Consider the following 21,252-nt stretch of genomic DNA (forward strand, 5'->3'; position numbering starts at 1 on the left):
TCAGTCCTCGGGGTTCAGGGCGCGGACGGTACGGGAGGGGCTGGGGCGGCCCAGCCGCCCCGCGAGCCAGACGCTGGTGGCGGCGAGCCCGGCCAGGTCGACACCGGTCTCGATGCCGAGGCCCCGGAGCATCCACACCAGGTCCTCGGTGGCGAGGTTCCCGGTGGCGCTCCTCGCGTACGGGCAGCCGCCCAGGCCGCCCGCCGACGCGTCCACGGTGGTGACGCCGTGCTCCAGCGCGGCCAGGGTGTTGGCCAGCGCCTGGCCGTAGGTGTCGTGGAAGTGCACGGCGAGCGCGGACAGGGGCACCCCCGCCGCGCCGAGCGCGGTCAGCAGGGCGCGCACCTGGCCCGGGGTGGCGACCCCGATGGTGTCGCCGAGGGACAGCTCCGTACAGCCCAGCCCGTACAGCCCGCGCGCGACGGAGACCACCTGTCCGGCCGGGACCGGGCCCTCCCAGGGGTCGCCGAAGCACATCGACAGATAGCCGCGCACCGCGATCCCCTCGGCCCGGGCGCGCTCGACCACCGGGGCGAACATGGCCAGCGACTCGTCCACGCTCCGGTTGAGGTTGCGGCGGGCGAAGGACTCGGTGGCCGAGCCGAAGACGGCGATCCGGCGCACACCGAGGGCGATGGCCCGGTCCAGACCCCGTTCGTTCGGGACAAGGACGGGGAGTTCCACGCCGGTGAGGTCGCCGAGCAGCGGATAGAGCCGCTCCGCGTCGGCGAGCTGGGGCACCCACTCGGGGCGCACCAGGCTCGTCGCCTCGATGGTGGTGAGTCCGGCGGCGGCGAGGCGGTGCACGAACTCGGCCTTGACCTCGGTGGGGACCACGGCCCGTTCGTTCTGGAGGCCGTCGCGGGGGCCGACCTCGTGGATGCGCACCCGGGACGGCAGCCCGGGGGCGGGGACCCGCATCGGCAGCGCGGCGGGGCCCGTGGCGGCGGGCGCCCTCTCCTCGGGTGTCTCAGTCATCGGCCGCCTCCTCCCGGGGGGTGACCACGGCGAGGACCTGGTCCATGGCGACCGTGGTCCCGGCGGTGACGTCCAGCTCGGTCACGGTCCCCGCGTGCGGGGCGGAGATGACGTGCTCCATCTTCATCGCCTCCACCACCAGCAGGCCCTGCCCGGCGGCGACGGTGTCCCCGACGGCCACCTTGACCACGGTGACCGTGCCCGGCATGGGCGCCGCGAGGGTGTCGGCCCCGGCGCGGGCCGCGCCGCCGAGCAGCGCGGCGACCGGGTCGTGGTCCTGGACGTGCCAGGAGTCGCCGTCCCGGCCGAGCCACTGCCCGGCGTGGGCGAAGGTGTGGGTGACCCCGTCCAGGACGACGCTCACCGACGTGGGGCCGACGGTGTGCCCGGCGGGCGCGGTGACCGTCACCGGCTCGTGGCCCGGGACCCGCAGCGGGAAGGCGGGCGGCGCGGGGGTGCCGCCCAGCCGCCAGCCGGAGGGGACCGAGAAGGGGTCCGTCCACCCCGCCGGGCCGGGCGCGGGGGCGAGCGCGGCCAGCCGGAGCGCGGCGGCCGCCGCGTAGACCTCGTCCGGGACGGCCCTCGGGACGAGCCCGGCGGCCTCGCGCTCCACCAGACCGGTGTCCAGGTCCCCGGAGACGACCTCCGGGAGGTCGAGGAGACGGCGCAGGAAGCCCGCGTTCGTGGGCACGCCGAGGGTGAGGGTCCCGGCGAGCGCGGCCCGCAGCCGGCGCAGCGCGGTGGCGCGGTCGGGGCCGTGCGCGACGACCTTGGCCAGCATCGGGTCGTACAGGCTGGAGACCTCGGTGCCCTCGCTCAGGCCGGAGTCGGTGCGCACCCCCTCACCGCCGGGCTCGGCCAGGGCGAGGACGGTGCCGCCGGAGGGGAGGAAGCCGCGCGCGGGGTCCTCGGCGCAGATCCGGGCCTCGACGGCGTGCCCGGTCAGGACGATGTCGTCCTGGCCGAAGGAGAGCCGTTCCCCGGCCGCGACCCGGAGCTGCCAGGCGACCAGGTCGAGCCCGGTGACCAGCTCGGTGACGGGGTGCTCGACCTGGAGCCGGGTGTTCATCTCCATGAAGAAGTGGTCGTCCGGGGCGCCGCCGGGGACGATGAACTCGACCGTGCCCGCGCCCCGGTAGCCGCAGGAGCGGGCCGCGTCGACGGCCGCCGCGCCCATCCGTTCGCGCTGCCCCGGTGTCAGCAGCACGCTCGGGGCCTCCTCGACGATCTTCTGATGGCGGCGCTGGAGGGAGCACTCGCGCTCGCCGAGGTGGACCACGTTCCCGTGGCCGTCGGCGAGGATCTGGATCTCGATATGGCGGGGGCGGTCGATCCACCGCTCGACCAGCAGGGTGTCGTCGCCGAAGGAGGCGCGGGCCTCGCGCCGGGCGGCGGCGATCTCCTCGGGGAGCGCGGCGGCGTCACGGACGAGCCGCATGCCCTTGCCGCCGCCGCCCGCCGAGGGCTTGAGCAGCACCGGCATCCCGGTCTCCCGGGCCGCGTCGGCGAGTTCCGCGTCGCTCAGACCGCTGCCCGAGGAGCCGGGGACGACCGGGACCCCGGCCGCGCGGACGGTCTCCTTGGCGCGGATCTTGTCGCCCATCAGCGCGATGGCTCCGGCGGGCGGCCCGATGAAGACGAGTCCCGCCTCCTCGCAGGCGCGCGCGAAGGCGGCGTTCTCCGCGAGGAAGCCGTAGCCGGGGTGGACCGCCCGCGCGCCGGTGCGGGCGGCGGCGGCGAGAATCCGATCGGTGCGCAGATAGCTGTCGGCGGCGGGCGGCGGGCCGATCCGTACGGCGGTGTCGGCCTCGCGGACATGCCGGGCCCCGGCGTCCGCGTCGCTGTGGACGGCGACCGAGCGAATCCCGAGGGCCCGCAGGGTGCGGATGACCCGGACGGCGATCTCGCCCCGGTTGGCCACCAGGACCGTGTCGAACATCGTCATGGCGCTCCCCTCACACCGCTCACACCTCTCACATCACTCATGTCCTTCACGCCCCTCACGCCCCTCACATCCGGAAGACGCCGAACCGGGGTTCACCCAGGGGGGCGTTGGCACAGGCGGTCAGGGCCAGCCCCAGGACCTGGCGGGTCTCCAGCGGGTCGATCACCCCGTCGTCCCAGAGCCGGGCGGTGGCGTACCAGGCGCTGCCCTGCCGTGCGTACTGCTCGCGGACGGGCGCCTTGAACGCCTCCTCGTCCTCGGCGGGCCACTCCTCGCCGCGCGCCTCGATCTGGTCCCGTTTGACGGTGGCGAGGACGGAGGCGGCCTGCTCACCGCCCATGACGGAGATCTTGGCGTTGGGCCACATCCACAGGAACCGGGGGGAGTAGGCCCGGCCGCACATGGAGTAGTTGCCCGCGCCGTAGGAGCCGCCGACGACGACGGTCAGCTTGGGCACCCGGGCGCAGGCGACGGCGGTGACCATCTTGGCGCCGTGCTTGGCGATGCCGCCCGCCTCGTAGGCCCGGCCGACCATGAAGCCGGAGATGTTCTGGAGGAAGATCAGCGGGATGCCGCGCTGGTCGCACACCTCGATGAAGTGCGCGCCCTTCTGGGCGGACTCGGCGAACAGGATGCCGTTGTTGGCGACGATCCCGACGGGGTGGCCGTGCAGCCGGGCGAAGCCGGTGACCAGGGTCTGCCCGAACTCGGCCTTGAACTCCTGGAATCGGGAGCCGTCGGTGATCCGCGCGATGATCTCGCGGGCGTCGTAGGGGGTGCGGGAGTCGACCGGCACCGCCCCGTACAGCCCCGCCGGGTCGGCCTTCGGCTCCTCGGCCCGCTCCACGGTCCACGGGAGCGGGCCGCGCGCGGGGAGGGTGGCGACGATGTTCCGGACGATCCGCAGCGCGTGCGCGTCGTTCTCGGCGAGATGGTCGGTGACGCCGGAGACCCGGGAGTGCACCTCGCCGCCGCCCAGCTCCTCGGCGGTGACGACCTCACCGGTCGCGGCCTTCACCAGGGGCGGGCCGCCCAGGAAGATCGTCCCCTGGCCGCGGACGATCACGGCCTCGTCGCTCATCGCGGGGACGTAGGCGCCGCCCGCCGTGCAGGAGCCGAGGACGGCCGCGATCTGCGGGATACCGGCGGCGGAGAGCCGGGCCTGGTGGTAGAAGATCCGTCCGAAGTGGTCCCGGTCGGGGAAGACCTCGTCCTGCATCGGCAGGAAGGCCCCGCCGGAGTCGACGAGATAGAGACAGGGGAGACGGTTCTCCAGCGCGATCTCCTGGGCGCGGAGGTGCTTCTTCACCGTCATCGGATAGTAGGTGCCGCCCTTGACGGTGGCGTCATTGGCGACGATCACCGTCTCGCGCCCGCTGACCCGGCCGATGCCCGCGATCACCCCGGCGGCCGGGGCCTGGTCCTCGTACATCCCGTCGGCGGCGAGCGGGGCCAGCTCCAGGAAGGGGGAGCCGGGGTCGAGCAGGGCGTCCACCCGGTCGCGGGGGAGGAGCTTGCCCCGGGCGGTGTGGCGGGCGCGGGCCTTCTCGCCGCCGCCGAGCCGGGCCCGGGCCAGCTTGCGGCGCAGGGTTTCGGCCAGCTCCCGGTGGGCGGCCTCATGGGCCCGCCAGGCCGGGGACGCGGGGTCCGCCGCGCTGGTGAGCACGGGTGCCTGCTGCATCGTGTCACTCCTGTGGGTCACTCCTGTTAATGAGCGTTAACGCGCCTCTTCAGGTTAACGATCGCTAACAGGCTTGTCTAGAATCGGATTCCATGAGCACCAGGACGGACGCGCCCACACGACGCGAACAGATCCTCAAGGCGGCTGCCCGGCTCTTCGCCGAGCGTGGATTCCACGGGGTCGGCGTCGACGAGATAGGGGCCGCCGTCGGGATCAGCGGACCCGGGCTCTACCGGCACTTCGCGGGCAAGGACGCGATGCTGGCGGAGCTGCTGGTGGGGATCAGCGACCGGCTGCTCAGCGGCGGCAGGCTGCGGGTGGAGGAGTCGGCCGCCGACCCGGCCGCGCTGCTCGCCTCGCTGATCGACGGGCACATCGACTTCGCGCTGGACGACCGGCCGCTGATCACCCTGCACGACCGGGAGCTGGACCGGCTGCGGGAGAGCGACCGCAAGCGGGTGCGGCAGCTCCAGCGGCAGTACGCGGAGCTGTGGGTGACGGCGGTGCGGCGGGTGCACCCCGAGGTCCCGGAGACCGAGGCGCGGGCGGCCGTGCACGCGGTCTTCGGGCTGCTGAACTCCACCCCGCACCTGGGGACGGGGGAGGACGGCGCCGACGCGGCGGCGGCGCGGGCCGCGACGGAGGAACTGCTGCGGAGGCTGGCGCACGGGGCGTTCGCGTCGCTGGCGCGGAACGGGGGCTGAGACGGGGCCGAGGCGGGGGCCTGGACAGGGGGCTGAGACGGGGGCTGAGACGGGGCCGGGGCGGGGGCTGAGGCGGAACGGCGGCACGGTCCGTGGCCGTGACGGCACAATGGGCCCCATGCCGATACCGAGCCGTGCAGCCCTGATCGACCATCTCGTCCGCACCCGTATCGCCGGAGACATCGCCACCCCGCGCGACAACAACCTCGCCCACTACCGCGAGCTGGCCAACGGCAACCGCCACTACTGGCTGGGCCTGGAGCTGGGCGACCGCTGGAGCGACGAGCAGGACGTCCTGGCCGTGATGGCCGAGCGCTGCGGGGTGAACGACGACCCCGGGCACCGCGTCGGCCAGGACACCATCGACCCCGAACTGACGGTGGCCGCGCTGGAGCGGATGGCCCAGCGGCTCCGCAAGGCCGCCGAGGGGCGGGAGCGGGTCCTGCTCGCCACCGGGCACCCCGGCGGGCTGCTCGACGTCCACCGGGCGACGGCGGACGCCCTGCGCGCGGCGGGCTGCGAGATCGTCCGGACTCCCGGCGGCGTCGTCGCCGACGAGGCGATGGTCTTCCAGTTCGGCGATGTGGCCGTGCTGGAGCGGGGCGCCACCCTCTGGCACACCCACTCCCCGGCCCCGATGGCCGCCGTGCTCGACGCGCTGGAGCGCGCCGGCCGGCCCCTGCCCCACCTGGTCGTCGCCGATCACGGCTGGGCGGGCTGCGCGGGGCAGCGCGGGCTGGACGCGGTGGGGTACGCCGACTCCAACGACCCGGCGCTCTTCATCGGCGAGGCCGAGGGGACCGTCCAGGTGACGGTGCCGCTGGACGACCATGTGACCGATCCGAGGTTCTACGAGCCGATGACGGCGTATCTGCTGGACGCGGCGGGACTGCTCTGAGGCCCGGCGGAGCCGTGCCGGGACACGGCCGGGCTGCTGTGGGGCGCCGGTGGGCTGCTGCGGAACGCGGCGGGACCGCTCCGGGGCGGGCCGTCCCCGTTCCCGATGGTGTTCGTGTATGTGAACAATCTCCCGGTCTGTGAACCGGGAGAGCTCCGGGCCCGTGGCTGCGGGCAGAGAATCGAGGAGGTCCCATGCAGCAGATCACTGTGTCCGACTATCCCTCCGCCGCCTTCACGGGCGACCCGGTCCCACTGCCCGAGGAGCCGGTGGCCCAGGTGCGTCTGCCCAGCGGTGACACCGTCTGGCTGGTGAGCGGATACGACGAGGTACGGATCGCGCTCGCGCACCCCCTGCTCTCCCGGGACGTGGGCAAGCACGGGCCCCGCGCCGGAACGGGCGGGGCGATGGGCACGTCCCGCTGGGACGTGCGCACCCTCCAGAACGACGGGGCGGCCCACGGCGAGCTGCGGAGGCTGGCCGCCCGGCCGTTCACCCCGCGCCGGGTCGAGGGGCTGCGGCGGCGGGTGCAGGAGCTGACCGACGGCTGCCTCGACGCGATGGAGGAGTCCGGCCCGCCCGCCGACCTCCTCGGCGCCCTGGCGCAGCCGCTGCCGATCGCCGTGATCATGGAGCTGTTCGCGGTGCCCGAGCGGGACCGGGAGGACTTCGTCCGCTGGTCCGACCGGATCGTGACGCTGTTCGGCATCACGGAGCAGGAGGTCGACGACGCCCATGCCGCGATGCGCGCGTACCTGGACGGGCTGATCGCGGAGCGCCGCGCCCGGCCGGGCGACGACCTGCTCAGCGGCTGGCTGACGGCGCAGGAGGGCGGCGACCGGCTCAGCGACGAGGAGGTGAACCTCCTGGCGCAGTCCGTTCTCATCGCCGGTTTCGAGACGACGGTCAGCGCGATCGGCGCGGGCATGTGGCGGCTGTTCCAGCACCCGGAGCAGCTCGCGGCGGTGCGGGCGGATCGGGGGCTGCTGCGGGGCACGGTCGAGGAGATCCTGCGCCATCAGCCGATGGGGCTCTTCTTCAGCATGATGGTCGCCCGGGGCGAGCTGGAGCTGGGCGGGGTGACGATCCGCGCGGGCGAGGCGGTCATGCCGCTGCCGCACGCCGCCAACCGGGACCCGGCCCGCTTCGCCGACCCGCACCGGTTCGACATCCGCCGTGCGAACACCGGCCATCTCGGTCTGGGCCACGGCCCCCACTCCTGCCTCGGCGCCGCCCTCGCCCGGATCGAACTGGAGGTGGCGATCGGCACCCTCAACCGCCGCTTCCCCGGCCTCCGCCCCGTCGACACCGACCTCACCGCCCTCGCCTGGCGCGGCGACCGGCTGGTGGCCGGTCTCGCGGAGCTGCGGGTGACCTGGTGAGGCGACCGGGTGGCCCCGCCTGACCGGGCCACCCGGTGAAAAGCCGTCCCCCGGCGGAGCACCGGCCGCCGGGGGACCGTCCGCTGCCCGGGGACGGGCCCCGGGCCGGTTCGTGCGGGGTGGAGGACGCGGGGCGGTTCGCGCCGGGCGGACGCGGGCCGGTTCAGCGGGGGACGCGGATCACGCCCTCCTGGACGACGGAGACCGCCAGTTCGCCGTCGCGGGTCCAGACACGGCCCTGGGCGAGGCCCCGGCCGCCCGCGGAGGCGGGGGACTCCTGGTCGTACAGCAGCCACTCGTCCGCGCGGAGCGGGCGGTGGAACCACATCGCGTGGTCCAGGGAGGCGCCCACCACGTCGCCCACCGCCCAGCCGCCCCGGCCGTGGGCCAGCAGGACCGGGTCGAGCAGGGTCATGTCGGAGACATAGGTGACCAGGCAGGCGTGGAGGAGCGGGGTGTCCGGCAGCTCCCCGTGGGCGCGGAACCAGACCTGGGAGCGGGGCGGGCGGGGGGTGCCGACGGCCCCGTACGGCGGGGGGTTCACATAGCGCAGATCGACGGCCTCCCGGGAGCGGAGCAGCCGCTCCACCACCCCCGGCCGGACGAAGTCCGCCGCGAACGCGGGAAGGGTCTCGGCGGCCGTCGGCAGCGACTCGGGGTCGGGCGCGTCCGGCATCCCCGTCCGGTGCTCCAACCCCTCCTCCGGCACCTGGAAGGAGGCCGAGAGATGGAAGACGGGCTCCCCGTGCTGGACGGCCACCACCCGGCGGCTGGTGAAGGAGCGCCCGTCCCGGATGCGGTCGACGGTGTAGACGACGGGCGCGGCGGCGTCGCCGGGGCGCAGGAAGTACGCGTGCAGCGAGTGCGCCGGGCGGTCGCCGGGCACCGTGCGGCCCGCCGCCGCCAGCGCCTGGGCGGCGACCTGGCCGCCGAAGACCCGGCCGGTGACCGAGGCGCGGGAGCGCCCCCGGAAGATGTCCCGCTCGATCTGCTCCAGGTCGAGCAGGGCGAGCAGCCCGTCGAGTGCCGGACCCATCGCGGTGCCGCGCCCTACAGGCCCATGGACTTGGCGATGATCGACTTCATGACCTCGCTGGTCCCGCCGTAGATGCGGTTGACGCGGTTGTCGGCGTAGAGCCGGGCGATCGGGTACTCGTTCATATAGCCGTAGCCGCCGTGGAGCTGGAGACAGCGGTCGATGACCCGGTGGGCGACCTCGGTGCAGAACAGCTTCGCGGAGGCCGCCTCCGCCGCCGTCAGCTCGCCCGCGTCATGGGCGTCCAGCGCCCGGTCCACGACCGCCTCGGCGGCGTCGACCTCGGCCTTGCAGGAGGCCAGTTCGAACTTGGTGTTCTGGAACGAGGCCACCGACTGGCCGAAGACCGTGCGGTCGCGCACGTACTCCTGGGTGAACCGGATCGCGGCGGACGCCTGCGCGTACGCGCCGACGGCGATCGCCAGCCGCTCCTGCGGCAGGTTCTGGCCGAGGTAGGAGAAGCCCTTGTGCTCCTCGCCGAGCAGATCCCCGGCGGACACCCGCACATCGGTGAAGGACAGTTCGGCGGTGTCGGACGTCCGCAGCCCCAGCTTGTCCAGCTTGCGGCCGACCGCGTACCCCTCAAGGCCGGTGTCCACCACGAAGAGGGAGATGCCGTGGCGGCGGTCCTCGGGGGTGGGCGCGGCGGTCCGGGCGCAGACGATCACCTTGTCGGCGTGGACGCCGCCGGTGATGAAGGTCTTGGCGCCGTTGAGGACGTAGTGGGTGCCGTCCTCGGAGCGCTTCGCCGTGGTCTTCATGCCCGCCAGGTCCGAGCCGGTGCCGGGCTCCGTCATGGCGATCGCGTACATCGAGGCGCCGCTGACGAAATCGGGCAGCCAGCGCTTCTTCTGGTCCTCGGTGGCGTAGGCCATCAGATACGGCAGACACAGCGCGACATGGACCCCGGAGCCGCCGAAGGAGACGCCGGCGCGGGCGACCTCCTCCGTGAGGACGGCCTGGTACTTGAACGAGTGCTCGCCCGCACCGCCGTACTCCTCCGGCACCTCGATGCCGAAGATCCCCAGCTCGCCGAGCTTGTGGTAGAAGTCGCGGGGCGTCTGGCCCGCCGCGTACCACTCGTCGTGGACGGGGACGACCTCGGCCTCGATGAAGGCCCGGAGGGTCTCCCGGAACGCCTCGTGGTCCTCGGAGTAAACACTGCGGCGCACGGACGCCTCCCTGGGGGTCGATCCTGGGTACGGACTGCTGACTGCTGACTGCTGACAGACGGACGGGACGGGACGAGCCCGGGCGTGGCACCCCTGTGCGTCTGCGCGTCCGCACGGACCGGGCATGGCTAAGCGCTTGCTCAGGCTACTCCGTTCGAAGTTACCGGCTGGTGTAGAACGCTGTCCAGAGCAGGCGGAGCCCGGTACGTCACACCCCCCTTTTCTTTGTGGCTCGGTTCGCCTCCGGGGGTGCTGGAGCGTGCGCCGACGGTCGACCGTGCTCGGCCGCTCGTTCCTCACGGCCTGCGCGCGCTCTCCGCTTTCGGCACCCGCGGCACCCCTTCGGCTCACTCGCCCCGGGCCGAGGCAAACGCCCGGCCCAAAGAGGCGGGGGCACGCTCTTCGCTTTCGGCACCTGCGGCACCTCTGCGGCTCACCCGCCGCGGGGCGGGGGCCATCGCTCGGCCCAGAGAGGCGGGGGCGCGTTCTTCGCTCTCGGCGCCTGCGGCATCCCTTCGGCCCACTCGCCGTGGGGCGAAGACAGACGCCCAGCCCAAAAGCACAGGGCCCGCGCTCCCCGTTCCCGGCGCCTGCGGCACCCCTTCGGCTCACTTGCCGCAGGGCGGAGGCAGACGTCCAGCCCAAGGGGCGGGGGCGCTCTCCGCTTTCGGCGGCCACGCGCCCCTTCGGCCCACTCGCCGGGCGTGCCGGATCAGGGCGGGGCGGGGTGGGGCGCTGACCCGCACAGGGGTGTGGGCGAGTGCCCGATTCGGGTCCTCGGCGGGAGCGCAGGGCGAATCGGGTTCTCAGCGGGAGCGCAGGGCGAACCACAGCTCCATCCGGACGTCGGGGTCGTCCAGGTCCTCCCCGAGCAGCGCTGCGCAGCGCGCGATCCGCTGCCGGACGGTGTTGCGGTGGACCCCCAGCTCCCCGGCCGTACGGTCCCAGCCGCCGTGCGCCGCCAGCCAGGCGCGCAGGGTCTCCACCAGCGCGGGGGAGCCCGCGAGCGGGGCCAGCCGCAGCCGGGCGTGGGCGGCGGCCTCCTCGGGGGTGAGCAGTTCGCTCAGCGCGCTGCCCCGGTGCCGCACCAGCTCCCGGCCGCTTTCCTGGGCGCGCCGCAGCGCCCGTTCGGCCTGGGCGTCCGCCGTGGCCAGCTCCGCCGGGGGCACCGGGCCGCTCACCCCCAGCACCCAGCCCGGCTGGGGCGCGGGCACGGCGTCGGACGGGATCAGGACGCGGACGGTCCGTTCGTCCACGGGGTCCACCAGGGCGCTGCCGAGCGCCGCCCCCAGCGCCGAGGCCGCGAACGGCCGCTGTCCGCCGCCCCTGGCCCGGACCACCGTCCAGCGCCCGCCGCCGAGCCGGGCGGCGACCCCGGCGGGATCGGCCCCGAGCAGCAGCCGCACCAGCGCGGAGCCGCGCCGCCCGCTGTCGGCGCCCTGGTGCGGGGCGGTGAGCAGGGAGAGCAGGACGACGGCGACCCCGGCGACGGTGTGGTCCCCGGGCTCGCGCGCGGGCGTGGCCAGCCCCAGGGTGAGCCCTCGGCCGCCGCCGATCGCGTACGCGGCCAGATGGACCCCGTCGGCGGTGTCACTGGCGGTGGAGGGCGCGGTTCCGGCGCTCCCCGGGTCGCCTGCGTCCAGGGCGCCCCCCGGGCCCCCGGCGCCCGTCGGCGCGGCGCCCCGCACCACCCGGACCAGCCGCTCCAGCGCCCGCAGCGCCCCGGCCGACGGCGGTCGTCCGGCCGCCGCCAGCTCCCGGCCGTCGGCGGCGAGCAGCACCGCCCGTCCCCCCAGTCGACTCGCCAGTTGGCCGAGAACCGACGGTACGGGGTCGGGGCGCGCCGCCGCCGTCGCCAGGCCCTGCTGGGCCCGGCTCACCCGGCGCAGCTCCCGGTGCCGGGCCTCCGCCAGCAGCCGCCACACCGCGCGGGCCACCGCCGTGAACGTGGTCGATGGCGGCACCTCCAGCAGCGGCAGCCCGTGCCGGTCGCACGCCTCGACCAGCCCCGCCGGGACCGTGTCGTACACCGGCGTCACCCCGAAGCCCAGCGCCGCCGCCCCCGCCGCCACGCTGCGCGCCACATAGGTGTCCGGGTCCTCCAGCAGCACCCCGGCGCTCAGCAGCAGCTCCCCGCCGAGGAGATAGGGATAGGGATCGGCCATCTCCGAGGTGTGCACCCAGTGCACCACCGCGTCGGACCGCTCCGGCCCCGCGATCTGCCGGAGCCCCAGCTCCCCCTGGGCCAGCAGCGCGGCCAGCGGGACGGCCGGGGTGGGTGGGGGTGCCGTGGTTTCCGCCATGGACAGTCCATCCAGCGAGGAGGCGAACAATGGATGAAACGTACACTTCAGCGTTGCTTTCCGGCCACCTACCGTCAGGGGCCAGGGAACGGGCCCCGGATACCGGGAGGAGACCCGCCGCCCCGGAACGAGGTGGGAGGAGCGCCGATGGCAGTCGACTACGCGGTGATCGCCGTCTATCTGGCCGGCATGCTCGGCATGGGCTGGTGGGGCATGCGGCGCGCCCGCTCGAAGAGCGAATTCCTGGTCGCGGGCCGCCGGCTCGGCCCCTGGATGTACTCCGGCACCATGGCCGCCATCGTCCTCGGCGGCGCCTCCACCATCGGCGGCGTCGGCCTCGGCTACAAGTACGGCCTCTCCGGCGGCTGGATGGTCGTCACCATCGGCCTCGGGCTGCTCGCCCTCTCGATCCTCTTCTCCGCGCGGATCGCCCGGCTGAAGGTCTACACCGTCTCCGAGATGCTCGACCTGCGCTACGGCGGCCGGGCCGGGGTGATCTCCGGCGTCGTGATGTGGGCGTACACCCTGATGCTCGCCGTCACCTCCACCATCGCCTACGCCACGATCTTCGACGTCCTCTTCGATGTGAACCGGACCGTCTCGATCGTCCTCGGCGGCGCGATCGTCGTCGCCTACTCCACCCTCGGCGGCATGTGGTCGATCACCCTCACCGACATGGTGCAGTTCGTCGTCAAGACCATCGGTGTGCTGCTGATCCTGCTGCCGGTCGCGGTCGTCAAGGCGGGCGGCTTCAGCGAGATGAAGGCGGAGCTGCCGACCGAGTACTTCGCCCCGCTCGGCATCGGCGGCGAGACGATCTTCACCTATGTGCTGATCTACACCTTCGGCATGCTCATCGGGCAGGACATCTGGCAGCGGGTCTTCACCGCCCGCAGCGACCGCACGGCCCGCTGGGGCGGCACCGCCGCCGGTGTCTACTGCCTCGTCTACGGTGTCGCCGGAGCGATGATCGGCACGGCGGCCAAGGTGCTCTACCCCAAGCTGGACAACCCCGACGACGCCTTCGCGCTGATCGTCAAGGACGAGCTGCCCATGGGCGTCCGGGGCCTGGTGCTGGCCGCCGCCCTCGCCGCCGTGATGTCCACCTCCTCCGGCGCCCTCATCGCCTGCGCCACCGTCGCCAACCACGACATCTGGTCCCGGCTGCGCGCCACCCTCGCCGCCCGGGGCGGCACCGCCGCCGCGCGGGCCCACGACGAGGACCACGACGAGGTCAAGGGCAACCGGCTGTTCATCCTCGCCATGGGCGTGGCCGTCATCCTCATCGCCATCGCGCTCAACGATGTCGTCGAGGCCCTGACCGTGGCGTACAACCTGCTCGTCGGTGGACTCCTCGTCCCCATCCTCGGCGGACTGCTGTGGCGGCGGGGTACGGTTCAGGGGGCCCTCGCCGCCGTCGCCGTCGGCGGGCTCGCGGTGATCGGCCTCATGGCCGCGTACGGCATCCTCGCCAACGAGCCCGTCTACTACGGACTGCTCTCCTCGCTCGTGGTCTACATCGCCGTCAGCCTGCTCACCCGGCCGACCGACGCCGCCGTCCTCGCCCACTGGCAGGAGCGGCTCGCCGGTCGCGGCACCCCGGACGAGAACGCTTCGGACGGGAACGTTCCGGACGGGACCGCGACGGACGGAAGCACTCCGGACCGGGCCGCGACGGACGGGGCCGCGACGGACCGGAACACCCCGGCGGGCACCCCCGCCACCGCCCCGGCCCTGGACGGACGGGACGCCCACCCGGCGCCCTGACCCGTTCCAGAGTCCCGAACCGCGACACCGCGGCCCACCGCAGGAAAGAAGGCATCCCCCATGAGCAGCAACGAGCAGCCGCGCGGCCCGGTCGACTCCTCCCGGATTCCCCGGTACGCCGGACCCGCCACGTTCGCCCGGCTGCCCCGGCTCGACGAGGTCGGCACCGCCGATGTCGCCGTCGTCGGCGTCCCCTTCGACGCGGGTGTCTCCTACCGGCCCGGCGCCCGCTTCGGCGGCAACGCCATCCGCGAGGCGTCCCGGCTGCTGCGCCCGTACAACCCCGCGCAGGACGCCTCCCCCTTCGCGCTGGCCCAGGTCGCCGACGCGGGCGACATCGCGGCCAACCCGTTCAACATCGACGAGGCCGTCGAGACCATCGAGGCCGCCGCCGACGACCTGCTCGCCACCGGCGCCCGGATGATGACCCTCGGCGGCGACCACACCATCGCGCTGCCGCTGCTGCGCTCCGTCGCCAAGAAGCACGGCCCCGTGGCGCTGCTCCACTTCGACGCCCACCTCGACACCTGGGACACCTACTTCGGCGCCGAGTACACCCACGGCACCCCCTTCCGCCGGGCCGTCGAGGAGGGCATCCTCGACACCTCCGCCCTCTCCCACGTCGGCACCCGGGGCCCCCTCTACGGCAAGCAGGACCTCACCGACGACGAGAAGATGGGCTTCGGCATCGTCACCTCCGCCGACATCTACCGGCGCGGCGCCGACGAGGTCGCCGACCAGCTCCGGCAGCGCATCGGGGACCGGCCCCTGTACATCTCCATCGACATCGACTGCCTCGACCCGGCGCACGCCCCCGGCACCGGCACCCCCGAGGCCGGCGGCATGACCTCCCGCGAACTCCTGGAGATCCTGCGCGGCCTCGCCTCCTGCAACCTGGTCTCCGCCGACGTCGTCGAGGTCGCCCCCGCCTACGACCACGCCGAGATCACCGCCGTGGCCGCGTCCCACACCGCGTACGAGCTGACCACCATCATGTCCCGCCAGATCGCGGCGAGCCGCTGACGCCGCCGGGGGTACGACCGGTCCTTCCGCGCCGCGGAACGGACGGGCACACCCCCGGCCACCGGGCCGCACCCGCCTCACGACGCATGCCCAGAGGGACCCCATGACCCACGACCACGACCTCGTCCTGCGCCCCACCGCCGCCCAGACGGAGGCCGCGCTGAACCCGCCCGCCGGGCGCACCGGCGGCGACCTCGTCGTCGAGACCCTTCAGGGCCTCGGCGCCACCACCGTCTTCGGCCTCCCCGGACAGCACGCCCTCGGCATGTTCGACGCGCTGCGCCGCTCCTCGCTGACGTATGTGGGGCTGCGGGTCGAGAACAACGCGGGCTTCGCCGCCGACGCGTACGGCCGGATCACCGGCGAGGCCGCCCCGCTGCTGCTGTCCACCGGGCCCGGCGCGCTGATGTCGCTCGCCGCGCTCCAGGAGGCCGCCGCCGCCTCCGCGCCCGTGCTCGCCATCGGCAGCCAGATCCCGTCCGCCGGGCTCGGCGGCCGCCGCCGCGGCTATCTCCATGAACTCCGCGACCAGCAGGCGTCCTTCCGGGACATCGTCAAGTCCGTGCACACCGCGCGGACCGCCTCCCAGATCCCGTCCGCGATCGCCGACGCCTGGCGCTCCGCGCTCAGCGCGCCCCACGGGCCGGTCTGGGTGGAGATCCCGCAGGACGTCCTGCTCGCCGGGACGGTGCTGCCCGTCGTCACCGCCGTCGACGCCACCCCCGAAGACCTCGTCCCGCGCGTCGAACTCACCGCGCTCGCCGCCCATCTGCTGGCGACCGCCGAACGCCCGGCGATCATCGCGGGCGGCGGAGTCGTCCGCTCCGACGCCTCCGGCAAGCTGCTCGCGCTCGCCGAGCGGATCGCCGCGCCCGTCGTCACCACCTTCGGCGGCAAGGGCGCCTTCCCCTGGGAGCACCCCCTCTCCCTCCAGTCCTGGCTGGAGGACCGGCACACCACCGACTTCCTGGAGGACGCGGACGTCCTCCTGGTGGTGGGCTCGGGGCTCGGCGAACTCTCCTCGAACTACCACACCTTCGCCCCGCGCGGCCGGGTGATCCAGATCGAGGCCGACGCCGGGAAGCTGGAGTCCAACCACGCCGGGATCGGCATCCACGCGGACGCCAGGCTCGCCCTCTCCGCCCTGCTGGAGACCGTGCCCGAACGCCCCGACGAGCAGGCCCCGGAACGGGTGCGGACGGTCCTTCACCGGGTGCGCGAACGGATCGACGCGCAGGGCCGCACCCTGGAGCGGTCGATCCTCGACTCCGTCCGCGCGGCCCTGCCCGACGAGGCGCCCAGCTTCTGGGACATGACGATCCTGGCCTACTGGGCCTGGTCCGCGTTCGACCCCCGCCACCCGGGCACCATGCACTCCGCGCAGGGCGCGGGCGGCCTCGGCTACGCCTACCCCGCCGCCCTCGGCGCGGCGGCGGCCGACCCGGGCCGCCCCGTGCTCGCCGTCTCCGGCGACGGGGGAGCGATGTACTCCATCGCCGAACTGGCCACCGCCCGCCAGTACGACGCCTCCGTCACCTGGCTCATCGTCGACGACGGCGGCTACGGCATCCTCCGCGAGTACATGACGGACGCCTTCGGCGCGGCCACCGGCACCGAACTGGCCCGCCCGGACTTCGTCGCCCTCGCCGAGTCCTTCGGCGTCCCGGCCGTCCGCACCACCCCGGAGGACCTGACCGCCGACCTCACCGCGGCCCTGGCCGCGCCCGGCCCGTCGGTGGTGGTCCTCCCGGCACTGTTGCGGATGTTCGAGCCGACGCATCTGCCGTAACGGGAACAGGCGCCCCGCTGGAGAGCGGCGACCAGCGGGGCGGCTCGGCGGTTCCGGCCCGCCGCGGGCCGCGCGGCCGGGCCGCCGGGCGTGGCCGAGGCCCCGACGGCCGCCCGGAACCGCGCTGCCCGGCGGCGGTGGCAGGGCCCGGAGCCGCGGCTGGACCCGCGCCCGCCCTCCGGCGCCGCCGACAGCGGGCCCCGGGACACGGGCGGACGGATGTCCGGCGGCGCGGGACGGCGGGAGACGCAGGACGGCGGGAGGCGGGAGCCTCCGGCGCCGGCCGCGACCCGCGCGTCCCGTGGGAGCAGCCGCTCCTCCGGCCCGTCCCCGCCGCGAGACGCGCCCCCGGCGGCCCGGAGGAACACGGGCGGGCCCGGCTCCCCGCCTCCGGGTCCCCGAGCGCGGCTCTCCGGCGCCCCCGAGCCCGGTCTCCGGGTCCCCGGGCCCGGCTCTCCGCGCAGCGCGGCGACCACAGCGCCCAGCGCGGCGACCACAGCGCCCGCGCCCGCCCCCGCCGCGCGCCCCGGGCGGTGCTCCCGGCGCACCCCTCCGCTCCCCCCGCCGGTGGCACCGGCCGTCGGACCGTGCCGGTCGGGGGAGCCGCCGGAGCCCGTCGAGAACGGCCGCGTACCACCGGAACCGGAGATATCCCCAGGCGGGTGCGGACCGGTCGCGGGCTGCGTAAGGTACGGACGGACGCAGACGCCGGGCCGTGGATGTTGCGGAGGCAAAGCGCGGGGGAGGCGACAACGGGACATGGCACGCGACTACGACAGCCAACTGCTGGAATCGGTGGCGGTGCGCCGCCGCCGGATACGCGACGCGCTGCTGTTCGGCCCGCAGCGGGTGCGGCGCACCGCCGACGAGCGGCTGGGGAAGCTCTTCGCGGGCATCGCCGTCGCCGCCGTCCTGTGCGCGGGCTGTGTCGGCTGGTCCTTTCTCCAGCACACCCTGGACCGGCAGGAGGCGGAGAAGCGGAAGCAGGAGCAGCGCTTCCAGCGGGCCCTGCCGACCCCGCCGGGCCCGGACACCGGCACCGCCACCGGCCCGGGTGCGGGCCCGAGTCCGCGCCCATGAGCCGCCGTTCGCCCCGGGCACCGGCCCGGAGGGCCGAGGAGCACGCGATGATAGGTTCCCGCACGTGGTAGCCGCAGCACCGACTTCCCGGACGCAACTGAGCAGGGTCACCCTGGTCGGTGAGCGGCGCCGGGCCGATATCGTCCTGCCCGCCGACACCCCGATCGGGCGGCTGCTCCCGGACATCCTCCAGCTGCTGGACGACCGGGCCGCCGACCGTCCGCTGACCCGTCAGCTCACCACGTCCGACGGCTCGGTGCTGCCGCACGACAGCACCCTCGCGTCCGCCGGGGTCGCCGACGGGGCCGTGCTGCGGCTGGTGCGCACCCACGCGGCGCCGCCCGCGCCCGTGGTCCACGACGTCACCGACCTCGTCGCCGACGACCTCGATCTGCGTGCCTGGCGCTGGCGGCCCGCCGCCCGCCGGGTGAGCGCCGGGGCCGCGAGCGTCGGCTTCGGGGTCGCCGCCGCCGTGCTGGCCCGCCGTGAGTTCGCCCTCGACACCCTGGCCGCCGTGCTCGGCGCCCTCGCCGTGCTGCTGATGGCGGGCGGCGCGCTCGCCGCGCGGATCGGCGGCGGGGGCGGCGACCGGGCGGAGAGCGGGGGGAACCGGGGGCTGGCCACCGCGCTGCTGCTGGCCTCCGGCGCCCTCGCGGTGCTCACCGCCTGGACCGCCGCCGACGCCCACGGCTGGCCCGGCGCCCTGCGGCTCGCCGCGGTCGCGGGCGCGCTGGTCCTCACCCTGCTGCTGCTCGGGTACTTCTCCCCGCTGGGCCGTGGCGGACTCCTGGGCGCGGGCGCCACCGCCGCGCTCGCCGCCGCGTGGGAGGCCGTCGCCGCCGTCCAGGAGGACCCGGCCCGGCTCGGCACCGTGCTGGCGCTGGTCTCCGTGGTGCTGCTGGGACTGCTGCCCCGGCTCGCGCTGATGGCCTCCGGCCTCACCGCGCTGGACGACCGCCGCTCCGGCGGCACCTCGGTGAGCCGTCACGAGGTGACCAACGCGCTCGCCGCGACCCACCGGGGGCTCGCCCTCGCGACCGTCGTCACCGCCGCGTCGGCGGCCGTCGGCGGCTGGCTGCTCACCCGGGCCGAGGAGCAGACCGTGTGGACGGCGACCCTCCCGGTCGTGGTCACGGTGGTCCTGCTCTCCAGGGCCCGGGCCTTCCCGCTGGTCGCCGAGGTGGTCGCGCTGCTGGCCGCGGCGTCCGCGCTGGTGGTCCGGCTGGTCGTGGTCTGGCTCGACCACTCCGGCGGCGTCGGACCGCTGCTGGTGCTCGCCGCCGCCGCGGTGGTGCCGCTGGTGGTCCTCGCGGTGGAGCCGCCCGAGCACGTCCGCGTCCGGTTGCGGCGCACGGCCGACCTGGTCGAGTCCATCGGCATGGTGGCGCTGTTCCCGCTCGCGGTCGGTGTGTTCGGCGTGTACGGACAGCTCCTCGACAAGTTCTGACGTCACCACGGCGGCAGCAGAAGGCAGCGGAAGACAGCGGCAGGAAGAAGAAGGACGGACATGCCGAACGGGGACAACTGGCAGGCCGATGTGTTGAAGGACCTGCGCGGCGGCACCCACCGCCCACCGGCCCCGGCCCGACCCGGCGCCCCCCGGCCCGACCCGGCCGACGCGCCGGACCGGTCGACGCCGCCCGACCCGTCGGCCCCGGGGGAGCCCCTGCCGGGCCCGGCGCCCGAGCCATCCGCCCCCGGGCAGTCGCCGACCGAGGACGACGCGCCCCAGGACGCGGTGCCGCAGCCGCCCCACGAGCGTCCCGCGCCCGGACCGTCCGCCGCCGGACCCCCTCCGTCCGGGCGGCCCGCGCACAGCGCCCCGGAGCACGGCCTCCCCGGAGCCGGGCAGACCGCCGCGGACCCGGTGCCCCGGCGGCCGGTGCACGAAGCCGCCGTACCGGGGCAGTCGCCGTCTCCGCAGCCGCCCCATGAGCGTTCCGCGCCCGGACCGTCCGCCGCCGGATCCCCTCCGTCCGGGCCGGTGGCGACGCCGTCCGGGTGGCTCGCGGACGAGGGCGGCCTGCCGGGTCCGTCGTCGGCGGTGTCCGGGCCGTCCGTCCCCCCGGCGTCGCCGTCCGGCCGGTCGGTGGCCCCTCCGTCCGGGTGGTCCGCGCAGGGCGCTCCGGAGTCCGGCCTCCCCGGGGTCGGGCAGCCCGCCGCGGGCCCGGTGGCCCGGGGGGCCGCGGGTGAAGCCGCCGCCCCGGGGCCGTCGTCGGCGGGGCCCCACCGGGCCGCGGACAGCACCTCCGCCGTGCCCGGCCCGGCGCCGTACGAAGGCGCCCTGCCGGCCTGGCCGGCGCATGGGCCGTCCGGCTCCGGCGCGGCGCACGCGGCGTCCCTCCCCGGGCCGCCCGCGCCCGTTCCGGAGCAGGGGATGCCCTCCGGGCAGACCCGGCAGCCGCCCCCGGCGTACGGGACGCCCGCCCGGCGGCCCGCGCCGGAGTCGCGGCCCGTGCTCGACCGGGGGCTCGCCGGGATCGGGCAGCGCGCCCGGCACGGCGAGAGCGCGGCCGTCCGCGCGGGACGGACGCTGCGGCAGACGGTCTCGTCCTCGACCGCGCGGGAGGTCGCCGAGGCCACCCGTACCGCCGAAACGCTCCAGCAGCCCGTCACCACGGGCCGTCAGATAGCCGTCACCTCCATCCGCGGCGGCTCCGGCAAGAGCACCCTCGCCGCGCTGCTCGGGCTCACCTACGCGCACTACCGCCAGGACCCCGTCCTGTTCGTGGAGGCCGACCCGGCCCTCGGGTCCCTGCCGCTGCGCCTCGGCGCCGAGACGCTCCGCTGGACCACCGGCGACCTCGCCGCGATCGTCGAACCGCAGATGTCCCTGCTCGACATCACCGGCTATCTGGTCCAGCTCCCCGACAACGCCTGGCTGCTCCCCGGCAGCCAGGGCCAGATCGGCGCCATGCTCGACCTGCGCTCCTACGAACGCGTCATGGTGGCGCTGCGCCGCTACTTCGGTGTCACCGTCGTCGACTGCGAGACCCTGCCCGCCGAGGTCGCCCGGGTCGCCCTGACCGCCTCCCAGGCCAGGGTGCTCGCCGCCCCCGCCACCCTGGAGGGCGTCAGCAGCGCCTACGCCGTCCTCCAGTGGCTCCAGGGCCTGCCCCGGCATGTCATCGCGGGCACCGTCGTCACCCTCACCGAACTGTCCCCGCACAGCGGGCTCGATCTGGACGAGGCCGCCGAACTGCTCCGCTCCACCGGCGCCGGGGTGCACCTCCTGCCCTACGACCGGCATCTCGCGGGCGGCGGCGCCCTGCGCACCGAACGCCTGGCCCTGCCCACCCGGCAGGCCGCCACCCGGCTCGCGGCGGACGTCCTCCAGCTCTCCCTGAAACGCCACTAGGCCATGGAGTCCGCATCCCGTCCGGTCGACACCCCCCGGACCCGCGCGCCCGCCGCGCCGCCGCCGGTCGCCGGTGTCCCCCCGTGCCCGGCGGCCCGGGGCGGGGGTGCCCCGGCGGAGCGAGGGGGAGTACCCC

15 protein-coding genes are annotated in these 21,252 nt (G+C 75.2%); 9 read left to right on the forward strand and 6 right to left on the reverse strand.

Annotated features, from left to right (window positions below):
- From CRV15_RS18755 to CRV15_RS18765, 3 genes are all read right to left on the reverse strand, one after another.
- Complete coding sequence (locus CRV15_RS18755) at positions 1–978, reverse strand: hydroxymethylglutaryl-CoA lyase (protein WP_003958189.1); 978 nt, start codon at positions 976–978, stop codon at positions 1–3.
- Complete coding sequence (locus tag CRV15_RS18760) at positions 971–2,923, reverse strand: ATP-binding protein (protein WP_003958190.1); 1,953 nt, start codon at positions 2,921–2,923, stop codon at positions 971–973. The genes CRV15_RS18755 and CRV15_RS18760 overlap by 8 nt, the downstream gene beginning before the upstream one ends.
- A 64-nt stretch (positions 2,924–2,987) precedes the next feature.
- A complete protein-coding gene (locus CRV15_RS18765) occupies positions 2,988–4,604 on the reverse strand; it encodes a carboxyl transferase domain-containing protein (protein WP_003958191.1) in 1,617 nt (538 codons plus the stop codon).
- A 92-nt stretch (positions 4,605–4,696) separates the two neighbouring features.
- Between CRV15_RS18765 and CRV15_RS18770 the strand changes: the two genes are divergently transcribed.
- The 3 genes from CRV15_RS18770 (at position 4,697) to CRV15_RS18780 (ending at position 7,588) form a co-directional block, all read left to right on the forward strand.
- Positions 4,697–5,308, forward strand: coding sequence for an SACE_7040 family transcriptional regulator (locus CRV15_RS18770; RefSeq protein WP_003958192.1), 612 nt, complete (start codon positions 4,697–4,699; stop codon positions 5,306–5,308).
- Positions 5,309–5,426: 118 nt separating this feature from the next.
- Positions 5,427–6,206, forward strand: a complete 780-nt coding sequence (locus CRV15_RS18775; RefSeq protein WP_009996258.1) for a phosphatase — start codon at positions 5,427–5,429, stop codon at positions 6,204–6,206.
- 194 nt (positions 6,207–6,400) lie between these two features.
- Positions 6,401–7,588, forward strand: coding sequence for a cytochrome P450 (locus tag CRV15_RS18780; RefSeq protein ID WP_003958194.1), 1,188 nt, complete (start codon positions 6,401–6,403; stop codon positions 7,586–7,588).
- Between the two features lie 163 nt (positions 7,589–7,751).
- On the opposite strand, the gene CRV15_RS18785 is transcribed toward CRV15_RS18780, so the two are convergent.
- From CRV15_RS18785 to CRV15_RS18795, 3 genes are all read right to left on the reverse strand, one after another.
- Positions 7,752–8,624, reverse strand: a complete 873-nt coding sequence (locus CRV15_RS18785; RefSeq protein ID WP_003960571.1) for an acyl-CoA thioesterase — start codon at positions 8,622–8,624, stop codon at positions 7,752–7,754.
- Positions 8,625–8,638: 14 nt separating this feature from the next.
- On the reverse strand, positions 8,639–9,796 hold the full coding sequence (locus CRV15_RS18790; RefSeq protein WP_009996255.1) for an acyl-CoA dehydrogenase family protein: 1,158 nt from the start codon (positions 9,794–9,796) through the stop codon (positions 8,639–8,641).
- Between the two features lie 806 nt (positions 9,797–10,602).
- Complete coding sequence (locus CRV15_RS18795; protein WP_003960569.1) at positions 10,603–12,099, reverse strand: PucR family transcriptional regulator; 1,497 nt, start codon at positions 12,097–12,099, stop codon at positions 10,603–10,605.
- Between the two features lie 147 nt (positions 12,100–12,246).
- On the opposite strand from CRV15_RS18795, the gene CRV15_RS18800 reads away from it, so the two are divergent.
- The 6 genes from CRV15_RS18800 (at position 12,247) to CRV15_RS35970 (ending at position 21,116) form a co-directional block, all read left to right on the forward strand.
- A complete protein-coding gene (locus tag CRV15_RS18800) occupies positions 12,247–13,866 on the forward strand; it encodes a sodium:solute symporter family protein (RefSeq protein ID WP_009996252.1) in 1,620 nt (539 codons plus the stop codon).
- A 60-nt stretch (positions 13,867–13,926) separates the two neighbouring features.
- On the forward strand, positions 13,927–14,889 hold the full coding sequence (gene speB / locus CRV15_RS18805) for an agmatinase (RefSeq protein WP_003960567.1): 963 nt from the start codon (positions 13,927–13,929) through the stop codon (positions 14,887–14,889).
- 103 nt (positions 14,890–14,992) lie between these two features.
- Positions 14,993–16,678: a thiamine pyrophosphate-binding protein gene (locus tag CRV15_RS18810; RefSeq protein ID WP_003960566.1), complete on the forward strand. Its 1,686-nt coding sequence runs from the start codon at positions 14,993–14,995 to the stop codon at positions 16,676–16,678.
- 759 nt (positions 16,679–17,437) lie between these two features.
- Positions 17,438–17,758 carry a hypothetical protein gene (locus tag CRV15_RS18815; RefSeq protein WP_003960565.1) on the forward strand — a complete coding sequence of 107 codons (321 nt, stop codon included), beginning with the start codon at positions 17,438–17,440 and terminating at the stop codon, positions 17,756–17,758.
- Between the two features lie 64 nt (positions 17,759–17,822).
- Positions 17,823–19,205, forward strand: a complete 1,383-nt coding sequence (gene eccD / locus CRV15_RS18820; RefSeq protein ID WP_003960564.1) for a type VII secretion integral membrane protein EccD — start codon at positions 17,823–17,825, stop codon at positions 19,203–19,205.
- A 930-nt stretch (positions 19,206–20,135) separates the two neighbouring features.
- Positions 20,136–21,116, forward strand: a complete 981-nt coding sequence (locus CRV15_RS35970) for a MinD/ParA family ATP-binding protein (RefSeq protein WP_372461424.1) — start codon at positions 20,136–20,138, stop codon at positions 21,114–21,116.
- Positions 21,117–21,252: the final 136 nt, after the last annotated feature.

It is taken from the genome of Streptomyces clavuligerus, assembly GCF_005519465.1.
GTDB lineage: Bacteria > Actinomycetota > Actinomycetes > Streptomycetales > Streptomycetaceae > Streptomyces > Streptomyces clavuligerus.

Bases quoted from the DNA above. Each gene is read 5' to 3' on its own strand.
- CRV15_RS18755 (WP_003958189.1), bottom strand. From the start codon at position 978: ATGACTGAGACACCCGAGGAGAGGGCGCCCGCCGCCACGGGCCCCGCC.
- CRV15_RS18760 (WP_003958190.1), bottom strand. From the start codon at position 2,923: ATGACGATGTTCGACACGGTCCTGGTGGCCAACCGGGGCGAGATCGCC.
- CRV15_RS18765 (WP_003958191.1), bottom strand. From the start codon at position 4,604: ATGCAGCAGGCACCCGTGCTCACCAGCGCGGCGGACCCCGCGTCCCCG.
- CRV15_RS18770 (WP_003958192.1), top strand. From the start codon at position 4,697: ATGAGCACCAGGACGGACGCGCCCACACGACGCGAACAGATCCTCAAG.
- CRV15_RS18775 (WP_009996258.1), top strand. From the start codon at position 5,427: ATGCCGATACCGAGCCGTGCAGCCCTGATCGACCATCTCGTCCGCACC.
- CRV15_RS18780 (WP_003958194.1), top strand. From the start codon at position 6,401: ATGCAGCAGATCACTGTGTCCGACTATCCCTCCGCCGCCTTCACGGGC.
- CRV15_RS18785 (WP_003960571.1), bottom strand. From the start codon at position 8,624: ATGGGTCCGGCACTCGACGGGCTGCTCGCCCTGCTCGACCTGGAGCAG.
- CRV15_RS18795 (WP_003960569.1), bottom strand. From the start codon at position 12,099: ATGGCGGAAACCACGGCACCCCCACCCACCCCGGCCGTCCCGCTGGCC.
- CRV15_RS18800 (WP_009996252.1), top strand. From the start codon at position 12,247: ATGGCAGTCGACTACGCGGTGATCGCCGTCTATCTGGCCGGCATGCTC.
- speB (WP_003960567.1), top strand. From the start codon at position 13,927: ATGAGCAGCAACGAGCAGCCGCGCGGCCCGGTCGACTCCTCCCGGATT.
- CRV15_RS18810 (WP_003960566.1), top strand. From the start codon at position 14,993: ATGACCCACGACCACGACCTCGTCCTGCGCCCCACCGCCGCCCAGACG.
- CRV15_RS18815 (WP_003960565.1), top strand. From the start codon at position 17,438: ATGGCACGCGACTACGACAGCCAACTGCTGGAATCGGTGGCGGTGCGC.
- CRV15_RS35970 (WP_372461424.1), top strand. From the start codon at position 20,136: ATGCCCTCCGGGCAGACCCGGCAGCCGCCCCCGGCGTACGGGACGCCC.